Here is a 17,554-nt window from a genome sequence, read left to right on the forward strand (position 1 = left end):
GCGCCGGGGAGAGGGAGGATGAAGATGGTGCCGAATCGTCTGCTGAGTTCGTGCGCGTTCCTGGGCCTGATGGCCCTGCCGACCACCGCCATGGCGCAGGACGCCGCGCCGCCGCCGGTTGAGCCGGCCGCGACTTCGCCGACCGACCAGCCGCAGGCCGAGCCGGCGCAAGGCGGCATCAACGACATCGTCGTCACGGCGACGCGCCGCGATACAAGGCTGCAGACCACCCCGATCGCGGTGTCGGCGATCGATTCGAACCTCATCCAGCAGGCCAGCCCGAACAATATCGGCGACCTGGCGCTGTTTGTCCCCAACTTCTCAGCCGAAACCATCACCGGCTTCAACGCCGCCAGCTTCGCGATGCGCGGCGTGGGGCAGAACAACATCATCGTCTATTTCGAACCGCCGGTGGTGGTGCTGGTCGACGACTTCGTCATGCCGTCGGTCCAGACCCAGCTGCTCGACACGTTCGACGTCCAGCAGGTCGAAGTGCTGCGCGGTCCGCAGGGAACCCTGTTCGGCAAGAACAGCTCGGGCGGCGCGGTCACGGTCCGCACGAAGCGCCCGCTGCTCCACAAGACCTTCGTCGAGGGCGAGCTCAGCGCCGGCAGCTTCGGCACGCGCCAGGCCAAGGGCGCGTTCAACCTGGCACTTGGCGACATCGCCGCGCTGCGCGTCGTCGCCGGATATGAAAAGAGCGACGGCTATTACAAGAACAAGGCCTGCTACGGCCCCGTCTACAACCTCAGCGACGATCCCGAAACGGCCGCCTTCGATCCCGCTTTCCCGTCGAAGTTCGACGGCGTCCAGGGCTGCCTCAACGATGGCCGGGTCGGCGGCAAAGACGTCTTCAACGGCCGCGTGAAGCTGCTGGTCGAACCGACCGACAGCGTCCGCGCGCTGTTCCAGTATGAAATGCTGCGCGACCGGTCGGATACCGTGCCGTCGGTCAACGAGAATGAGATCTACACCGGCAATGTCGGTTTCCTCACCGACTTCCTCGGCCTCAACGTGCCCAATGGCAGCAACGATCCGCTCAACAACAGCGGCATCACGCTGCGCAACGACACGTTCCAGCGCAACATCCAGCGGATCAACGTCGACGGGCTGTACGCCAACCTCGACTTCGACGCGCAATATGGCACCTTCACGTCGGTGACCGGCTGGCGCAAGCAAAGCTCGCGCCTGCCCAACAGCTATGCCGGCGTCACCGCCGTCGCGCCCGACGGCGATCGCCTGTCGGTGTTCGACGCCAGCCGCGACGACGACCGCAAGACGTTCCAGCAGGAATTCCGCTTCGCCAGCAAGCTCAACGGGCCGTTCGATTTCGTCGTCGGCGCCTTCTACCAGCACGACGCAGTCGATTTCTGCGTGTCGCAGCTGCTGGGCTTCCTCGACCTCGTGTCGGGTCCGCTGCCGTTCGGCAACTGGAACGATACGCCGTACATCCTGTGCAATGCGCAGAAGGCGAAATCGACCGCCATCTTCGCCGAAGGCAATTACAAGATCACCGACCGGCTGACCTTCACCGCGGGCGTTCGCCAGACGTGGGACAGCAAGGTCTGGCGCGGCCGCCAGCAGGTGTTCATCCCGCAGCTTGAAGGCGGCTTCGACCTCGGCATCTCGATCGACCACCCGCTCGACGCCAGCGTCTATAATTACCCGGCCGGCGTCATCAAGCTGAACGACAAGTCGAAAAAGCTGACCTATCGCTTCAGCCTGGGCTATCAGGCGACCGACGACGTCTTCCTCTACGCCACCCATTCCACCGGCTATAAGGGCGGCGGGTTCAACGATCAGATCGGCGGCTTCGCACCGTTCACCGACGCCAATACCGGCGTCACCGACTATGACGCGTTCCGCGCGGCCGCCAAGGCGACCAAGCCGGAAACCGCCAGCAGCTGGGAAGCGGGCGTCAAGGCAGACTTCGCCGACCACCGCGTCCGGGCCAACGTCACCGGTTTCTACGTCAAATACAATGATTTGCAGAAGCAGCTGAACGTCCCGCTGGTCGTCAACGGTGCACCCAACCAGGTCACGATCTTCGTCAACGCAGCCTCGGCGACGGTCAAGGGCATCGAAGCCGAACTGACCGCCAAGCCGACCGACGGGCTGACGCTGCGCGGCGTGGTCGGGTATCAGGACGCCAAATACGGCACATATGATGCGCCGGGCGCGGGTTACGACCTCAGTTCCTCGCCGCTCGATCGCGCGCCGAAATGGCAGTGGACGCTGGCCGGCAACTATGTCGTGCCGATGGGCGGCCACAAGCTGGTGTTCGATGCCAGCGTTGCGCATCAGGACCGCAACCTGTTCACCCAGTCGATCACCGATCCGCAGGGCAATACCTACCTCAATGCGCGCACGCTGGTCGACGCGTCGATCACGCTGGCCGACATTGCCGATCGCTATTATCTGCGGCTGATCGGGCAAAACCTGACCGACAAGCGCTACCGCACCGCATCGCAGAACGTCGCCGGGCTGTGGCTGAACAGCCAATATGGCCCGCCGCGTTACTTCGGTGTCCAGGCCGGCTTCAAGTTCGGCATGGACCGGGCTGCGCCGCCGCCGCCGCCGCCGCCGCCTCCGCCGCCGCCGCCTCCGCCGCCGCCGGCGACGCAGACTTGCCCCGACGGATCGACGATCCTGGCGACCGACGCCTGTCCGCCGCCGCCGCCACCTCCGCCCCCGCCGCCGCCCCCGCCGGAACCGGAACGCGGCTGAGGATCGTCAGGTAGGGAGTATCAGCGTGCCGACCATGTGCCAGCGCCTCGGGGCAATCATCCTTGCTTCGGCGCTGGCCCTTGGCCTTTCCGCCTGTGCGCAGGGCACCCCTTCGTCACCCGATGCGGGCGGTGACCGGGTCAAGTCGCGCGATGAATTCCAGAGCCGGATCGGCACCGCGATCGATCCGGAAAAGCATCCCGGCAAGGCGCTGTTCGAAGCCAATTGCGCGGGCTGCCACGATGGCGGCGTCTACAAGGCACCGAGCACCGTCTGGCTGGAGATGATGGCGCCCGACGCGGTGCTCGACGCCATGAACAACGGCGTGATGAAGGCAATGGCCAAGAACCTGTCGCAACAGCAGCGGGTGCAGGTCGCCGAATATCTCGCCAAGGTGTCGCTCGCCGATTACAAGCCGCCCGCGCCGCCGCCGGCCTGCCCGACGCCGCAGCTTGCCGGCGGTCCGCCGCCCGCCGCCGTCGGCTGGGGGCATGACAACAGCCGCTTCATCCCCGCGTCGGTCGCGGGGCTGGCCAAGGGCGACGTGCCGCGGCTCAAGCTCAAATGGGCCTTCGCCTATCCCGGCGCCGTTCGCGCGCGCTCGCAGCCGTCGATCGGCTGGGGCACGGTGTTCGTCGGCGGGCATGACGGCACGCTCTACGCCTTCGACCTTGCCACCGGCTGCGCCCGCTGGACCAGCCGCAAGTCGGCGGAGGTTCGCACTGCCATCGTTGCCGATGCGGCGACCAAGCGGCTCTACTTCGGCGACATTCTAGGCCGCGCCTATGCGGTCGATGCAATGACCGGAAAGACCTTATGGTCGGTGAAGGTCGATGACCATCCCAACGCCACCATCACCGGCACGCCAACGATCGGCGGGGGACTGCTCTACGTTCCTGTCTCCTCGCTCGAAGTGACAGCGGCGGCCGATCCCAAATATGCCTGCTGCACCTTCCGCGGATCGGTCGTCGCGCTCGATCCGGCGACCGGCGCGATGAAATGGCGCGCCTACACCGTGCCCAACCCGGCCAAAAGCCAGGGCAAGACCCCTGCAGGCACCGACGTGATGGGCCCGTCGGGCGCGCCGGTGTGGAACAGTCCGACCTATGACTCGGCGCGCGGCCGGCTCTACTTCGGCAGCGGGGAGAATTATTCCTCGCCCGCCGACGGGAACAGCGACGCGGTGATCGCGGTGGATGCGCAAAGCGGCAAGCGGCTGTGGATCGCGCAGCTGACCGCGAAGGACGCGTGGAACGTCGGCTGCATGGTCGGCAACGACAATTGCCCGACCGAAAAGGGCCCCGACCTCGACGTCGCGGCCTCGCCGATCCTGGTCAAGGCGGGCGGCAAGGACGTCATCGTCGCCGGCCAGAAGTCGGGCGTCGCCCATGGCATCGACCCGATGACCGGCAAGATATTGTGGCGCACCCGGCTCGGCCATGGCGGGACGCAGGGCGGGGTGCATTTCGGCATGGCCGCCGAAGGCAGCCGCGTGTTCGTGCCGATCAACGACATGGCCGACACTAAGGACGGCCGCACGTACGACGCGAAGATCGCCGGCCCCGGGCTGCACGCGGTCGACGCCGCGACCGGCAGGATTTTGTGGCGCAACATTGCCAGGAACAATTGCGGCGATACGCCCAATTGCGATCCCGGCATCAGCGCCGCGGTGACCGCCATTCCCGGCGTCGTATTCGGCGGCCACCTCGACGGCATGCTCAACGCCTATGACAGCGCGACCGGCAAGATCCTGTGGGCCTACGACACCAAGCAAGAGGTCAAATCGGTCAACGGCGCGACCGGCAAGGGGGGCGGCATGTCAGGGCCGGGCCCGACCCTGGCACAGGGCTATCTGGTGCTGAATTCGGGCTATGGCCTCTACTACCACATGCCCGGCAACGTGCTGCTGGTGTTCTCGGCCAATTAGGCCGGGGCGAGGGCGCAGACCGGTTCGCGTTCGACAAGGTCGAGGACGAAGGCCATCTTGGCCATCCCGCCGATGAAGCCCGCGACCACCGCCAGCTCGCAAATCTGTGCATCGTCGAAGTGGCGCTTCAGCCGCGCGTGAAGATCGGGCGTCAGGCGTCCCGCGCCGTTGGTCATCACCATCTCGTCGGCGAAGTCGAGCACCGCGCGCTCGGCCTCGTCGAAGCTGGCGCGGTCGCCTTCGATCGAGGTGATGGCCGCATCCGAATAGCCCGCGCCGCGGGTGCCCACGACATTCTGCAGATTGCAGCTGCGGCAGCCATGGGCGAGGCTGAGGCGCAGGCGCAGCAGCTGCTTGTATTTCTCCGCCACCCGGCCCCCGAAGAAGATCCCGCCGTAGAAATCCTGCATCACGAATTTCAGCAGCTCCGGCGCCGCGGCCATCGCTTCGATGAAGGCGGGTTCGCCGGTCAGGCCGTTGAGCATGTCCCACGCCTGCTGGAAATCCGCGGGCAGCGCCTCGCGCGGGGTGCGGGTCATCGGGGTATCGGGCATCGCGCCGCCTCCTTGCAGGTCAGGCGCCGCCGGGCACCTTGAAATAATCGGGCATGCCGCCGGGCCACACCACGCCCCATTGCGCCATGCCGCCGTCGACCGTGATCACTTCGCCGGTGACGAAATTGCCGCTCGGCGCAGCGAGGTAGACGACCGCTTCGGCGACGTCCCAGCCGTTGCCCAGCTTCTTCATGGGATTGGCCTCGTGAAAGCGCTGGAGCGCTTGCGGCGGATAGACGCGGAAGCCTTCGGTTTCGATCGTGCCTGGCGCGACGCAATTGACGCGGATGCGGTGCGGCGCCCATTCGGTCGCGACCGTCTTCGACAAATAGATGACGCCGGCGCGCGCGGCGCAGGTGTGCGCAGCCTGCGGCATGCCGCGTTCGACATTGGCGACGATGTTGACGATCGACCCTTCCTGGCCCCGGTCGCGCCAGCGCCTGGCGGCTTCCTGCATCATCCACCAGGTGCCGTTCAGATTGAGGTCGATCACCGCCATCCAGCCCTTGCGGCTGAAGTCGATGGCGTCCTGCGGGAATTGCCCGCCGGCATTGTTGACCAGGCAGTCCAGCCGCCCGAAGCGCGCGAACACGTCGTCGAGCATCGCCTCGACCGCTTCGGGTTCGCGGATCGACATCGGCACCGCCAGCACGTCACCGCCGGTGGCTTCGTCGATCGCCTTCTTGACCGTATCCAGTTTGTCCTCGGTCCGGCCGCAGATCACCACCTGCGCGCCCAGCCGCGCGGCGAGGAAGGCGGTCGCCTTGCCGATCCCGCTGCCCCCGCCCGACACCAGCACCACCTGGCCTTTCAGCAGGTCGGGCCGATAGACGGTGTCGCGCGTCGCCAATTGTTCGAGCGTCAGCCCGAACAGGCGGTCGTCGTCACGAGGGTCGGCGCGCGTCGCCGTCGCGGTGGGGCTGGTCATGCGGGATCGACCCACTGCTCCAGTTTGGGTTCCACGCGCAAGTCGGCAGGCACGCGGTTCAGACCGATCTTGCGATCCAGCTCCTCATGATAATGGTAGATGCGCCGTTCCTGGTAGCACAGCGTCATTCCCTTGAAGCCGGGGCTTTCGAGCGATTCCTGGATCTGCGGCGCGAACTGCAGGTCCTCGTCGAGGATGCGTTCGAAATTGGCGATGCGCTTGTCCCACAGCGGGCTGCGGCCTTCGGGGCCGAAGGGCGGGCTGAACCAGTGGCATTCGATCCGCATCGTTCGCTTCGACGTCGGCCAGAACACCAGCATCGGCATCCCCGATGCCGAGGGCGGCATGACGATGTTGGGGAAGATGTAATAGCTGACGTTGCTGGTCCGCGGGATTTCGGTGACGGTCGGGATTTCCGGCATGCCGATGGTGCCCGGATCGACCCAGTCGGGGCGGCGGTTGGGGGTCGTCATCCGGCTATGCCCGCCCGGCCACAGGGTGATGGTCGTGCCGCGATGGTCGAGGAAGCGGTCGACCGTGTCCTGGTGGATCGATTTCAGGTGATAGACCTCAAGGAAGGCGTCGAGCAGCACCTTGACGTTGCATTCGACGTCGTACCCGCGCGAATCCACCAGCGTCAGATTGTCCGGCTGGAACTGCTGCAGTTCCTTCGCCACCGGGCCGAGCGAGGTGACGAGGTCGTCGGCGTCGGGATCTTCGTTCACGAAAATCCAGCCGCCCAGCGTTTCGCAACGGACCGGGATCAGCGACTTGCACGAAAAATCCAGCCCGACGAAGTCGCGCTTGTCGCGCACCGCGACCAGCTTTCCGTCGAGCGTGTAGCTCCACCCGTGATAGCCGCAGACGAAGCCGCGATCGTTGCCCTTGTCGGCCTTGACCAGCGGCGCGCCGCGATGGCGGCAGGTATTGTAATAGGCGCGGATCGTCCCGCCCATGTCGCGCGCGATCAGGATCGGCGAACCGGTCGACCGGTTGAGGATCCAGTCGCCGGGGTTGGGCAACTGGTCGCTGTGACCGGCGTATAGCCAGCTGCGCTTCCACAGCCGTTCGTCCTCCAGATCGAGGAAGTCGGAATTGGTGTAACGGCCCGCCGGGATGTCGGGCAGTTCCGGAAATCCCTCGGGCGGCGCCTTGCGCTGCGCTTCGAAGGCCATGCCTTCGCGGATGCGTTCGATGGTTGCCGAATCCACCCTGTTCCCGTCCTTTGCCTGTTCGCCCCGAAGGCTAGCGCCAATGCAACTAAAAAACAATCATGTTTGACTTTTTTATGGCGAAAGGGGAAAGCGGAACCGACGACAATCGCAAACCGGGGCAGTCATGGATTTCCGCCTTTCCGACGAACAGCAGGCCCTGCGCCAGGCCGCACGCGATTTCGCCCGCAGCGAACTGCCCGAAATCGCCGCCGTGTGCGAAAGCCAGAACCGCCCGCCCTCGCGCGAACTGGTCCGCCGCTATGCCGAAATGGGCTTCCTTGGCATCAACGTGCCCGAAGAATTGGGCGGTCTCGGCCTCGGCAATCTCGATGCGCTGATCGTCCTGGAAGAATTCGCCAAGATCAGCTCGGCAGTCGCTTTTCCGATCTTCGAATCGATGGTCGGCCCGGTCCGCGCCGTCGAACGCTTCGCCAGCGACAGCCTGAAGCAGCGCATCGTCCCCAAGGTGTGCGCGGGCGAGATGGTGGTCGCGGTCGCCATGTCCGAACCCGAAGCGGGCAGCGCGCTGACCGACCTTCGCACCCGCGCGCGGATCGAGGGCGACGAAATCGTCATCAACGGCACCAAGCGCTGGTGTTCGGGCGGCGGGCATAGCGATGCCTATGTCGTCTATTGCCGGCTCAGCGACGATCCGGGCGCTAAGGGCATCGGTGCGGTGCTGGTCGAACGGACGGCGCGGGGGTTGAGCTTCGGCCCGAACGAGAACCTCATGGGTTTTCGCGGCGTACCCTCGGCCGATCTCAACTTCGACGATTGCCGCGTGCCGCTCGATAATCTCGTCGTGCCCGCGGGCGGGTTCAAGAAATTGATGGAAGCTTTCGACCTTGAACGGTGCGGTAACGCGACGATGGCGCTGGGCCAGGCTTCGGGCGCGCTCGAGGACGTCATGGAATATGTCCAGGACCGCAAGCAGTTCGGCAAGGCGCTGGCCGAATTCCAGGCGGTGCAGATGAAGCTCGCCGAAATGCAGATGAAGGTCGAAGCCGCGCGGCTCCTCATCTGGCGCGCCGCGGCCAATGCCGAGGACGGCCTTCCTTCGGTGCTCGACTCGTCGGTCGGCAAATGCTTCGCCAACACCATCGCGCGCGAAGTCACCGGCGATGCGATGCAGCTGATGGGCGCTTATGGCTATTCCAAGGAATTCCCGATGGAACGGCGGCTGCGCGACAGCTGGGGCTGGGGCATCGCCGGCGGCGCGATCGACATCCAGAAAGTGAATATCGCAAGCGCCATGCTCGGCCGCCGCTTCGACCAAAGGCGCTAGCGTGGCGAAGACCACCGTCTGCGCGCTGGACGATATTCCGGACAACGGCAATCGCGCGTTCGATGTGGGCGGCACCAAGGTCCTGCTGGCCCGAACGTCGATGGGCCTGTTTGCCGTCGGCGCGATCTGCAGCCACCAGTATAGCGAGCTGGAAGGGGCCAAGCAGAAGGCCTGCTTCCTCTTCTGCCCGCTTCACGGCCTGCGCTTCGACCTGCGCAGCGGCAAGCCGGCGGGGACGCTGACCGACCAGCCGCTGCCGACCTATGCCGTGGGGATCGAGGACGGGATGGTCTGGGTCGATCCCGACAAGGCTGGGGCATGAAGATCCTCCACGTCGCTGGAAGCCCTCGGAGTCGATCCCGCTCGCGGCGGCTGGCAAAGGCGTTTCTCGACGCACTCGGGGAAGAAGATGTCGACACGCTCGACGTGTGGACCGCGACGCTGCCCGACCTTGGCGGCGACACGGTCGAAAGCCGTTATCGCCTGATCCACGGCCTGCCGGTCGAGATGGATCATACGCGCCGCTGGGGCGAAATCCGCCGCGTCGCCGACCATGCCATGGCCCATGACCTGTGGCTGATCTCTACGCCGATGTGGAATTTCGGCCTGCCTTACCGGCTGAAACACTGGGTCGACTGCATCGTCCATCCCGGCATGACCTTTACCAACGACGCATCGGGCGCGGTGACCGGGCTGGCAAAAGGCAAGACCGCGGTGCTGGTCGGGGCCGGGGCGCTGGACTTCACCGACGGCGTGCCCGAAGCGGTCTACGACCACCAGATGCGCTACCTCGACCTTATCCTGCGCTTCATCGGGATGGAGGACGTGCATATAGTCCGTGCCGCGCCGACCTTCGGGCCGGAAGAAACGGTGGCGGCGGCGGAAGCAAAGGCGGAGGCCGAGCTTCGCGCCATCGCCGAGACGATCAGGACCCGCGCCGGTGCACCAGGTTGATCGACTTGAACGACAGGATGGTGTCGCCGCGATCGTTGACCATTTCGTAGGCAGTGATCGCCGTGCCGCGGTCGGTGCGCCGTGTCGACGGATGAAGCTCGAGGATCTCCGAACGCACCTTGACCCGGTCGCCGGCGCGCAGCGCGGTTTTCATGCGGTAATCGTCGAAGCCGACGCCGCAGACGAAATCGATGTCGCTGTTGATGCCATGGTCGAGCTGGCGCCAGATGGCGAGCAGTTGCACCCCGCTGGCGACGACCTGTCCAAAGGTCGATGCCTTGGCCGCTTCGGGGTCGGTATGGAACCATTGCGGGTCGTACTGGCGGGCGAAGTCGACGATTTCCTGTTCGCTGATTTCCCGCCAGCCGGATTCGCGGGTTTCGCCCACGGCAAGGTCCTCGAACTTGCGGGGCGGACGTTCATGCATCGCGATAATCCTTCCAGCCCGGCAGCCCTTCGGGATAGTCGGCCGGCCGCCGGTCGCCATAGGCGCGCATCCGGTCGGGCTGGCCCAAGATGCCGGGATATTCGGCTAGCGGGACGTAATAGAGGAAATGCAGTTCCCGCTCGGCGAACAGCCATTCGCCTTCAACGCGACGATAGCGGTCGTGGTAGCGGAGCGCCGTCACCATCGGCGTGTCGTTGCGATACAGTTCGGCATGCGCCGACAGCAGCCCTTCCGCCGCGTCCGGATCGTCGCCGAAGCGGATCCAGTGGTCGTGGCTGACATGGTTGGATGGCCCCAGCACCGCGAACCGCCCTTCATACTGGCGCACGATCGCATCGCGCCCGACGGCATCCATCACGCCGTCGCGGCTCCGCACCCGCGCATCGTCGGTGAACAGGGCGGCGACTGCGCCAAGGTCATGGTCGTCGATCGCGAAGCAATAGCGGGCGGCGAGGGCGCGGATCGCGCTTTCGGCTTCCAACCGGTCGATCCGGGCGGCAAGATCGGGCTCGTGCACGACACGATCATGGCGGGGCATCACGGAAAGGGCAATCGATGAGCGAACGGGTGTTGATCGAGGTGACGGACGGCGTGGCGCGATTGACGCTCAACCGCCCCGATGCCGCCAACGCCATCGATGTGCCGATGGCCGATGCGATCATGGAGGCCGCAGTCACGGTCGCCGAAGACCGCGACGTGCGCGCGGTCGTGCTGACCGGTACGGGCCGGATGTTCTGCGCGGGCGGCGACATCATGGCCTTTGCCCAGGATCTCGACCAAGCCCATGCCGTCATCGCCCGCATTACCGCGCCGCTCCACGCCGGCATCGCGCGGTTGGCGACCATGGACAAACCGCTGGTGATGCTGGTCAACGGACCTGCCGCGGGGGCAGGGCTGGGCCTCGCGCTGCTGGGCGACATCGTCGTCGCCAGCACCGCCGCGCACTTCACGTCGGCCTATACCGCCATCGGCATGAGCCCCGATGCCGCGACCAGCTGGCTGCTGCCGCGCGTGGCAGGCCTGCGCCGGGCGCAGGACATGGTGCTGACAAACCGCCGCGTCCTGCCGGAAGAGGCGCTGGCGTGCGGCATGGTGACCGCGGTAGCGGCACCGGACGAGGTGGAGACGGTCGTCGCGTCCTACCTCGACAAATTGCGCGCCGCGCCGCCCGGCGCACTGGGCGTGTCGCGGCGGCTGTTGGCAGAAGCGCTGTCGAGCGGCCTGTCGGGCCATCTCGAGCGCGAAGCGGCGGGCATCGTCGGCCGCGCCGGGTCGGACGACGGCAAGGCCGCGATCCGGGGTTTCTTCGATCGGAAGGAGTAACGTGCGGCGGAAGATCATCTTGGAAGACCAGTCCCCCGGACTGGCCTTTCAAGATGATGGTGCCGGCTGAGGGATTTGAACCCCCGACCTTCGGTTTACAAAACCGCTGCACTACCACTGTGCTAAGCCGGCGCTCCGTTTGCCCCGATAGGGACAGGCGAGGTCGGCTTCAAGGTCCAACGCCCTCTGGCGGGTAACGAAATTCGACTTCGCCCGGATTACTGATCACCTAATTGGACAGCGGGTAAGCTGGGTCGACCGGGAGCGCTATAAATCGGGTTATAGGACTTTGAACGACGGGTGGCCGGTTAGATCGACCAAATGCGATTTTCTCGCCGGGGCGAATCGGGCGGCATCTTCCACAAAACTCGCCAGATTATTTGCCGGAATTGGAGCCGAAATTGCATAAGAAAAGCGGCATAATTCCGCTTCCACTATGCCGAAAATCCAACCTTATCCCACTGAAAGATAGTGCTTTTTGGTCCATCGGACTGACCATATACTAATGGCATGAAGATTGACCGACAACTTAATCAGCAGCAGCGAACAACACCGGTGCCAATTCGCCCCGGTCTATCGCTCTATCGCCAACCGAAACGACCCGGTGCCGGAAGTCCATATTGGTACGCTCGTGCGAGGATTAATGTCGGTGGAAAGAAGCTCCATACGAAGTCGACCGGAACGACCGACATTCGGCTCGCTGTAGAGCGGGCTGAGGACCTCTACACCGAGCTTCAAATTCTCAAGCGGGGAGGGGCGGCGGTTGCCCAGATTACCAGCGGTAAGCTGGCCGAGCGTTGCTATCGGTTCGATGTGGTCGCCGACGGATTCCTAGATGCCCTTTTGGGTGCTGCTGGTAACGACGAGCGACGACAGCAACGATATCGGGATCACCGAGCCATCTTGACGGCCCCCAATGGCCTGAATGCATTCTTTAAGGGGCAGGACGTGCGGACCATCACTCCTGGCAAAGTTCGGGACTACCTTCGTTTTGCAGAGAAACGAAGCCGCAAGGGGTCGCTCCGGCCCACAACCCAACGGAACATGCTTGCCACGCTTCGCCTTGTGTTGGGCTATGGTGTCGATGAGGGGCTTTTGGATCGTGTTCCCAAGATGCCTTCCGTTCGGATGATCGATAATCCTCGGCCAAGTTTCAGCCGTGACGAGCTGGATCACCTTGTCGCTACCTGTCGTCGGCTTGCTGACGAGGCCAAAAGCGAGAGCGAGCGGAATCGGTGGCTGGAAATGCTAGACTTCATCGACTTCATGGTCGGGTCGTTTCTACGCCCTAGCGAGTGGGTCGATCTCACCCATAGCCAGATCAAGATCGTCGAGAGCGATCAAACTCCTCACCTCGAAATTGCAGTGGCAAGAGGCAAGACAGGTAAGCGCAAGGTCTGTTCGATGCCTGAGGCTGTTACAGCTTATAAAAGGCTCGTGGGTCGCCATGGGGGCCAGCCGTCGGAATTCGTCTTTGTAAGGGGACGTAATTCCCGAGACGGGGCCATTGCATGGATGAGGAAGCTATTCGAATCGCTGCTCGAAGCTGCTGACCTTGAAAACGACGAGTTCGGAGCCAAGCGGGTCATTTACAGCCTTCGCCATACGGCATTGTCGCTTCGGATCATCGAGGGCGACAAGGTCAACCTCATCCTGCTCGCCAAGAACGCTGGGACGAGTGTCGAGATGCTCGAACGCTTCTACCTCAGTCGCCTCACCCCAACGGACGATCTTCAGAATCTCCAGAGCAGGAGGCGGTCTCGGCCCAAAATCACCGGAACACACTCGAGCGTCCTGCTGTGCACCATGGCGTTCAATTAGCGGTTGGATTTACCTGACGACGATTGGTTCAGAGCGTGGCGTCAGTTCGGCAATCGAATCGTTACCCGGTGCCCAATCAGACCGGATGGAACGTTGGTGGGCCAGCATTGGCGAATTCTGATGCCAATTTGCTCGTTGTCGCCGAAGTCGGAATTGACGTTTGCCGGACCTTCCGACCTGACATCAAACCCAACTTGAGGGGTCGCCCCTGAACCACCCAGACCCGACGATGTAAGGCAATCTGCCAACTCTGCCCGAAGCTCCTCGCTTTGCTGTTTAAAAGCGACCGCCTTTGCCATTTCGGCCGACTTTGCTTCAATTCGCATCTGGAGCTCGTCCGATGTGGCTGAGCATTGACCGAGAACGTCCTTGATTGCTCCCGATTGCTGAAGGTCGATAAATGCATCACCACTTGCTGTTCGGATTGCCAGCCTCACTCGGTTAGCAAGGGCCATTCGGACAGCCAAAAGGCTGCCTTCGCCCGCCGTCATGTTCAAAGCTCTTGTATCAGCTAACCAATCGAGATCTCGGCCTACGTCTTTGGCTGTTATGCGAACTTGGTTGGGAAATCTCCGGTCGGTTTGTATCGTCGCTTGTTCGGGTGAAGCTTCATCCAATCGAATTTGCACGGCAGCACTTCGCCCGAAGACTCCAACGTCGTCAGTTCGGTCGGATAGGTCGAAGACATACTCCAAGGACTTTCCCGACATGCAGCTGACCGAAACCTTAGCTCCGTTCAAAACACCGTTGGTTTCGACCCCTCTCTCGTCAGTTAAGCGGTCAACAATTTGGGTGAGTTTCCATTCCCCATCGCTTTCGACGCCATCCGGTTGCCCTGCCATCGATTCCGTTGGCTTGACACTAGGTTCCTGCATCTCAGTTGGCTTTTGACAGGCGGTGGCGAGCAAAAGAACAAAGGCGAACGGAGCCAATTTCATCGCCACCCCCAAAGAAAGCCGGCAAAATATCCAGAAAATGCATATGTAGTTTCAGCATGTAGCTCAAGGCCAGTCGCTTTTGACTGGGGAGCAAATGCCGAAGTCGATCTTCACCGATGCCAATCAGGTGGTGGTCGATGCTCTTGTTTCGGCCCGAAAGGCAGCAGGTCTTCGGCAGGAGGATCTGGCTAGTAAGCTGGGCAAAAACCAAAGCCTGATTAGCAGAATTGAAAGCGGTCAACGGCGCCTCGATGTCGTGGAGTTTTATGCTGTAGCCACGGCTATCGGGGCCGACCCGGTCGAATTGTACGGGAGCATCGTCAAATGCCTTCCCCAGAAGGTCGAGATTTAGGCGAGTTGAATCTATGATGGCGGAATGAATGGCGACTGGACAGAAGATGCTCGGCTCCTGTTGGCAAGGGCCAAGCTTCATCTAGCGGAACTGCACAGAATCATTGGCGACACCGATCACGAGCTGTTTTCGATCGATGAAACGAAGAACGAAAACGGTACTTACACCTATGCCGTTGTCGTCAATTCAGGTCGGCTAAAAATGGCTAAACCCGTGGCTGCTGACGTCGCCAACAATCTCGTCCATACCCTTGACCAGGCAGTGGGGGCACTTGCCCGACTTCGTGGCCACGATCGGAATCGAGATATCTATTTCCCTTGGTCGTTGGACGATGCCAATTTCCGAGCATCGCTAAATCGTCTCGAACCCTTCATCGGGACAGAAGCAGTCGACCATGTGCTTGAAGCGAGGGAACGTAACCGAACCAGACTCCCTCATGCCCAAATGGTCAAGGAGGTTTCGAATTCCGGAAAGCATTGGTCGCTAATTCCTTCGAACGCTACAGTTCGGGCAGTTGCTGTTAATCGACCGGGGCAGGGACAGAAAATTTGGGACGTTAGGGATGACGACCTTGAGGACGGCCATTATCCGTTCTTGAATTCTGACGTTCCTATGACGGGAGTGCCGTTCCAATTGCTGGTTGGTATTCGATTTTCCGGGGTCGACCCGCTTGTGGCAGCTAGTCCCGATATGATTTTCGATCAGACGTTGCACTTTGTTGAAGACATGGTCGTAACCCTTTGTGGACCGGACGTTGGCCAAGACGAATTGGGTCTCTAACTTTAGGCAATTCTCAGCCAAGGCCTTCGGGCGACGCCCGCAAAGCTGGAAGGGAATTTAGGGTCGGGAACGTTGTCGAGAAGGGGACTCAGTCGGCCACGGCATCTCTAGAAGCTGATCGTTTCGACCAATAGCGCTTCGGTTCCGTCTTTCAGGATGTAGTTGACCCAAGGGCCAACGATGGGCTCGATTTTGACATCCGGCATAGCCCATTCACAATGCTGCCACTGATCCCGGATCATCTTGTCCATATCGACTGGGTCGATGTGGTCAGGGCATCGAATGGCTCCATGCAGATGAAGGCGTTTGGTTTGGCCGTCACCTTCAAGGCTGGCGAAGCCCGGAATCAGCTTTCCATGTCGCCGATAGGCATGGGGGAACGCTTGTTTGCTCAACCGACGAACGAGCTGGATGAACGCTTTGCCATATTGGACTTCGTCGCCTTGCACCCAAGCTAGGTCCTTCCCGTTGAACGTGCTGATCCTTTGCTTCAACGTCATAGTCATTGCTAGGTTGGGTTCGATCCTCCCTAGCCAATTGGCAGTCACATGTCGGTTAAACTGTCGGTTTGAATTAAGTCTGATTGTGTTCATGGAATATTTATCGGTTGATCGACAGCAGAAATGCTGACGAAATAAGAGTCATTATTAAATCGTGATTTCCAAATGAGTCCGTCCAACCTGTTGAAACTGGTTGTGGAATTACTGGACCAATTCGGCCTTTAGGCCAGACTCATTTGAAATTATATTTGGTGGCGATTTTCCTAATAACCGCAAGGGGATTCTTGATGGCTGGAAAGCAGGCCAAATTGCTGACGCTCGCCCAAGTTCGGTTGGTCGAAGCCCACCTGACGACGACCCGGCATCCCGATCGAAATCGGGTCATCTTCCTTCTGTCGCTGAGGGCCGGATTACGTGCGAAGGAAATCGCTGGACTCACGTGGGGCATGGTCACCGATGCCGAAGGTCGGCTCGGCGATGTCATCCGGTTACCCGACGCTGTCGCCAAAGCCGGGTCGGGAGGAGCATTGCCAATGGCCAAGGACCTCCGACTCGCCCTAGGCCGATTGTGGGAATCGGCGAAATTACCGCAAGCGGATTTTCACGTCGTTAGGACGGAGCGATCGACCAAGACCTCGGCCCAAGCGATCATCAACATGTTCCGGGGCTGGTATCGGGCCCTTGGGTATGAGGGCTGCTCGAGCCATTCGGGACGACGAACCTTCATCACAATGACGGCAAGGAATATTGGTCGCTTCGGAGGCAGCCTTCGGGACGTACAAGCCTTGGCCCGCCATCGGTCCCTGGCCATGACTCAGCGGTATATCGAGATCGACAGCCGAGCGATGATCAGGGTGGTAGATGGCTGGTAGGGCGAAATCTTGATGATAAGGTCCGTTCATTCGGCGCTAGGCAGTTCGGTCGCTTCGCTTGCGGCGATTTGGTCGAGGCGAGCTTCAACTAGATCGTCGATGTCGGTCATCATGGTTGACCTCATCACTTGGCCTAAATGCATCATCGCAGCCACCTCGATCCTCGGCTGGCTACCAAGGACAATCCGACCCTCATTGTTGATTATCGGGCCGGCATACAGAATGCCGAGGAAGAAGAAGCGCCCTTTGCCCATCATGTAGGTGTTGGTTTTTCGGTCGACGAAGCCGTTGGCATTGTACATGAAAACTGGAGAGCCGGATGAACCCGGAAAGCAGGCCATATCGACGAGGAACTCGTCCCGTCCTTCATAGCGTTTGGATAGTGGGGTGGCGGTCGTTCCTCGCCGGACGATCGGCAAGTTGTTGGCTTGGTCATAGATGCCCCGTGGGCAGCCGATCATCAGCACCTCCTCAAAGGCATCGAAAAGCGACCAATCCTCCTCCGAGGGAATGGCTGCTGCAGCAATGGATTGAATGAATAGTGGTGTGCCTGCACCCACGGCCTCGTTTATGATCGCAGTGAAATTCAGGCCCACCAGGTCGATCGCTGGATTGGGATGGGGAAAGACGTCTACGGTCGACAGTTCAATTCGGCAGTTCGCAAATTGTCCTGACGGCTTATCCGACGTGCTAGCGTCGGCCATATGGACGATGACGACTAAGGAATCAGCCCCTTCAAGGACATGCTTGTTCGTTACGAGAAGGAACATGCTTCGATCATTCACCGCTCTGCTCTGCCAAAAGAACCCGGTGCCCGAACCAACGGCACTGCCCTGCCGGACGGTGTTAATTTTGACGGTGCAGTAAAGCATCCGCTCGGCGAGCGTCATCTCAAGGACTTCGGTCATAATTGGCCTCGGTATGGTGGAAA

18 protein-coding genes and 1 tRNA gene are annotated in these 17,554 nt (G+C 61.8%); 11 read left to right on the forward strand and 8 right to left on the reverse strand.

Features of this window, described 5'->3' with window-relative positions; translation table 11 throughout:
• The first annotated feature begins 18 nt into the window (after positions 1-18).
• Both G570_RS06330 and G570_RS06335 read left to right on the forward strand, forming a co-directional pair.
• On the forward strand, positions 19-2,727 hold the full coding sequence (locus tag G570_RS06330; RefSeq protein ID WP_281169505.1) for a TonB-dependent receptor: 2,709 nt from the start codon (positions 19-21) through the stop codon (positions 2,725-2,727).
• Positions 2,728-2,761: 34 nt separating this feature from the next.
• Positions 2,762-4,654, forward strand: coding sequence for an outer membrane protein assembly factor BamB family protein (locus G570_RS06335; protein ID WP_156930469.1), 1,893 nt, complete (start codon positions 2,762-2,764; stop codon positions 4,652-4,654).
• On the opposite strand, the gene G570_RS06340 is transcribed toward G570_RS06335, so the two are convergent.
• Genes G570_RS06340 through G570_RS06350 form a run of 3 tightly spaced genes read right to left on the reverse strand, consistent with a single transcriptional unit; the run spans position 4,651 to position 7,347 of the window.
• The gene (locus G570_RS06340; protein ID WP_156930339.1) at positions 4,651-5,208 is read right to left on the reverse strand and encodes a carboxymuconolactone decarboxylase family protein; all 558 of its coding nucleotides are present in this window, start codon (positions 5,206-5,208) and stop codon (positions 4,651-4,653) included. The two genes, G570_RS06335 and G570_RS06340, sit on opposite strands and share 4 nt — an antisense overlap.
• 19 nt (positions 5,209-5,227) lie before the next feature.
• Complete coding sequence (locus G570_RS06345) at positions 5,228-6,136, reverse strand: SDR family oxidoreductase (protein WP_037500282.1); 909 nt, start codon at positions 6,134-6,136, stop codon at positions 5,228-5,230.
• Positions 6,133-7,347 (reverse strand): aromatic ring-hydroxylating oxygenase subunit alpha, encoded by a 1,215-nt coding sequence (locus tag G570_RS06350; RefSeq protein ID WP_037500284.1) that lies wholly within the window; start codon positions 7,345-7,347, stop codon positions 6,133-6,135. Before G570_RS06350 ends, G570_RS06345 begins: the two co-directional genes overlap by 4 nt.
• Positions 7,348-7,474: 127 nt before the next feature.
• Between G570_RS06350 and G570_RS06355 the strand changes: the two genes are divergently transcribed.
• Genes G570_RS06355 through G570_RS06365 form a run of 3 tightly spaced genes read left to right on the forward strand, consistent with a single transcriptional unit; the run spans position 7,475 to position 9,589 of the window.
• Complete coding sequence (locus G570_RS06355; RefSeq protein ID WP_037500287.1) at positions 7,475-8,635, forward strand: acyl-CoA dehydrogenase family protein; 1,161 nt, start codon at positions 7,475-7,477, stop codon at positions 8,633-8,635.
• A 1-nt stretch (position 8,636) separates the two neighbouring features.
• Positions 8,637-8,957, forward strand: coding sequence for a Rieske (2Fe-2S) protein (locus G570_RS06360; RefSeq protein WP_037500290.1), 321 nt, complete (start codon positions 8,637-8,639; stop codon positions 8,955-8,957).
• On the forward strand, positions 8,954-9,589 hold the full coding sequence (locus G570_RS06365) for an FMN-dependent NADH-azoreductase (protein WP_051504096.1): 636 nt from the start codon (positions 8,954-8,956) through the stop codon (positions 9,587-9,589). The genes G570_RS06360 and G570_RS06365 overlap by 4 nt, the downstream gene beginning before the upstream one ends.
• On the opposite strand, the gene G570_RS06370 is transcribed toward G570_RS06365, so the two are convergent.
• Both G570_RS06370 and G570_RS06375 read right to left on the reverse strand, forming a co-directional pair.
• Positions 9,561-10,016 (reverse strand): MaoC/PaaZ C-terminal domain-containing protein, encoded by a 456-nt coding sequence (locus G570_RS06370; protein WP_037500292.1) that lies wholly within the window; start codon positions 10,014-10,016, stop codon positions 9,561-9,563. The genes G570_RS06365 and G570_RS06370 overlap by 29 nt on opposite strands.
• On the reverse strand, positions 10,009-10,554 hold the full coding sequence (locus G570_RS06375; protein WP_156930340.1) for a nuclear transport factor 2 family protein: 546 nt from the start codon (positions 10,552-10,554) through the stop codon (positions 10,009-10,011). The genes G570_RS06370 and G570_RS06375 overlap by 8 nt, the downstream gene beginning before the upstream one ends.
• A gap of 38 nt (positions 10,555-10,592) precedes the next feature.
• Between G570_RS06375 and G570_RS06380 the strand changes: the two genes are divergently transcribed.
• Positions 10,593-11,360, forward strand: coding sequence for an enoyl-CoA hydratase/isomerase family protein (locus G570_RS06380; RefSeq protein ID WP_037500296.1), 768 nt, complete (start codon positions 10,593-10,595; stop codon positions 11,358-11,360).
• Between the two features lie 57 nt (positions 11,361-11,417).
• Here G570_RS06380 and G570_RS06385 read toward each other — a convergent pair.
• Positions 11,418-11,492: transfer RNA gene (locus G570_RS06385), tRNA-Thr, on the reverse strand.
• A gap of 378 nt (positions 11,493-11,870) precedes the next feature.
• On the opposite strand from G570_RS06385, the gene G570_RS06390 reads away from it, so the two are divergent.
• Positions 11,871-13,181, forward strand: coding sequence for a tyrosine-type recombinase/integrase (locus G570_RS06390; protein WP_037500298.1), 1,311 nt, complete (start codon positions 11,871-11,873; stop codon positions 13,179-13,181).
• Between the two features lie 41 nt (positions 13,182-13,222).
• Here the strand turns inward: G570_RS06390 and G570_RS13605 are convergent, their stop codons facing one another.
• The gene (locus tag G570_RS13605) at positions 13,223-14,119 is read right to left on the reverse strand and encodes a hypothetical protein (protein WP_156930341.1); all 897 of its coding nucleotides are present in this window, start codon (positions 14,117-14,119) and stop codon (positions 13,223-13,225) included.
• Positions 14,120-14,213: 94 nt separating this feature from the next.
• Between G570_RS13605 and G570_RS06395 the strand changes: the two genes are divergently transcribed.
• From G570_RS06395 to G570_RS06410, 4 genes are all read left to right on the forward strand, one after another.
• Positions 14,214-14,471: a helix-turn-helix domain-containing protein gene (locus G570_RS06395; RefSeq protein ID WP_037500300.1), complete on the forward strand. Its 258-nt coding sequence runs from the start codon at positions 14,214-14,216 to the stop codon at positions 14,469-14,471.
• Between the two features lie 24 nt (positions 14,472-14,495).
• A complete protein-coding gene (locus G570_RS06400) occupies positions 14,496-15,251 on the forward strand; it encodes a hypothetical protein (protein ID WP_037500301.1) in 756 nt (251 codons plus the stop codon).
• Positions 15,252-15,469: 218 nt separating this feature from the next.
• Positions 15,470-15,709, forward strand: a complete 240-nt coding sequence (locus tag G570_RS13610) for a hypothetical protein (RefSeq protein WP_156930342.1) — start codon at positions 15,470-15,472, stop codon at positions 15,707-15,709.
• 329 nt (positions 15,710-16,038) lie between these two features.
• A complete protein-coding gene (locus G570_RS06410; RefSeq protein WP_037503933.1) occupies positions 16,039-16,623 on the forward strand; it encodes a tyrosine-type recombinase/integrase in 585 nt (194 codons plus the stop codon).
• Positions 16,624-16,649: 26 nt separating this feature from the next.
• On the opposite strand, the gene G570_RS06415 is transcribed toward G570_RS06410, so the two are convergent.
• Positions 16,650-17,531, reverse strand: a complete 882-nt coding sequence (locus G570_RS06415; protein ID WP_051504098.1) for a S1 family peptidase — start codon at positions 17,529-17,531, stop codon at positions 16,650-16,652.
• Positions 17,532-17,554 lie beyond the last annotated feature (23 nt).

This window comes from Sphingomonas jaspsi DSM 18422 (assembly GCF_000585415.1).
GTDB classification, from domain to species: domain Bacteria; phylum Pseudomonadota; class Alphaproteobacteria; order Sphingomonadales; family Sphingomonadaceae; genus Sphingomicrobium; species Sphingomicrobium jaspsi.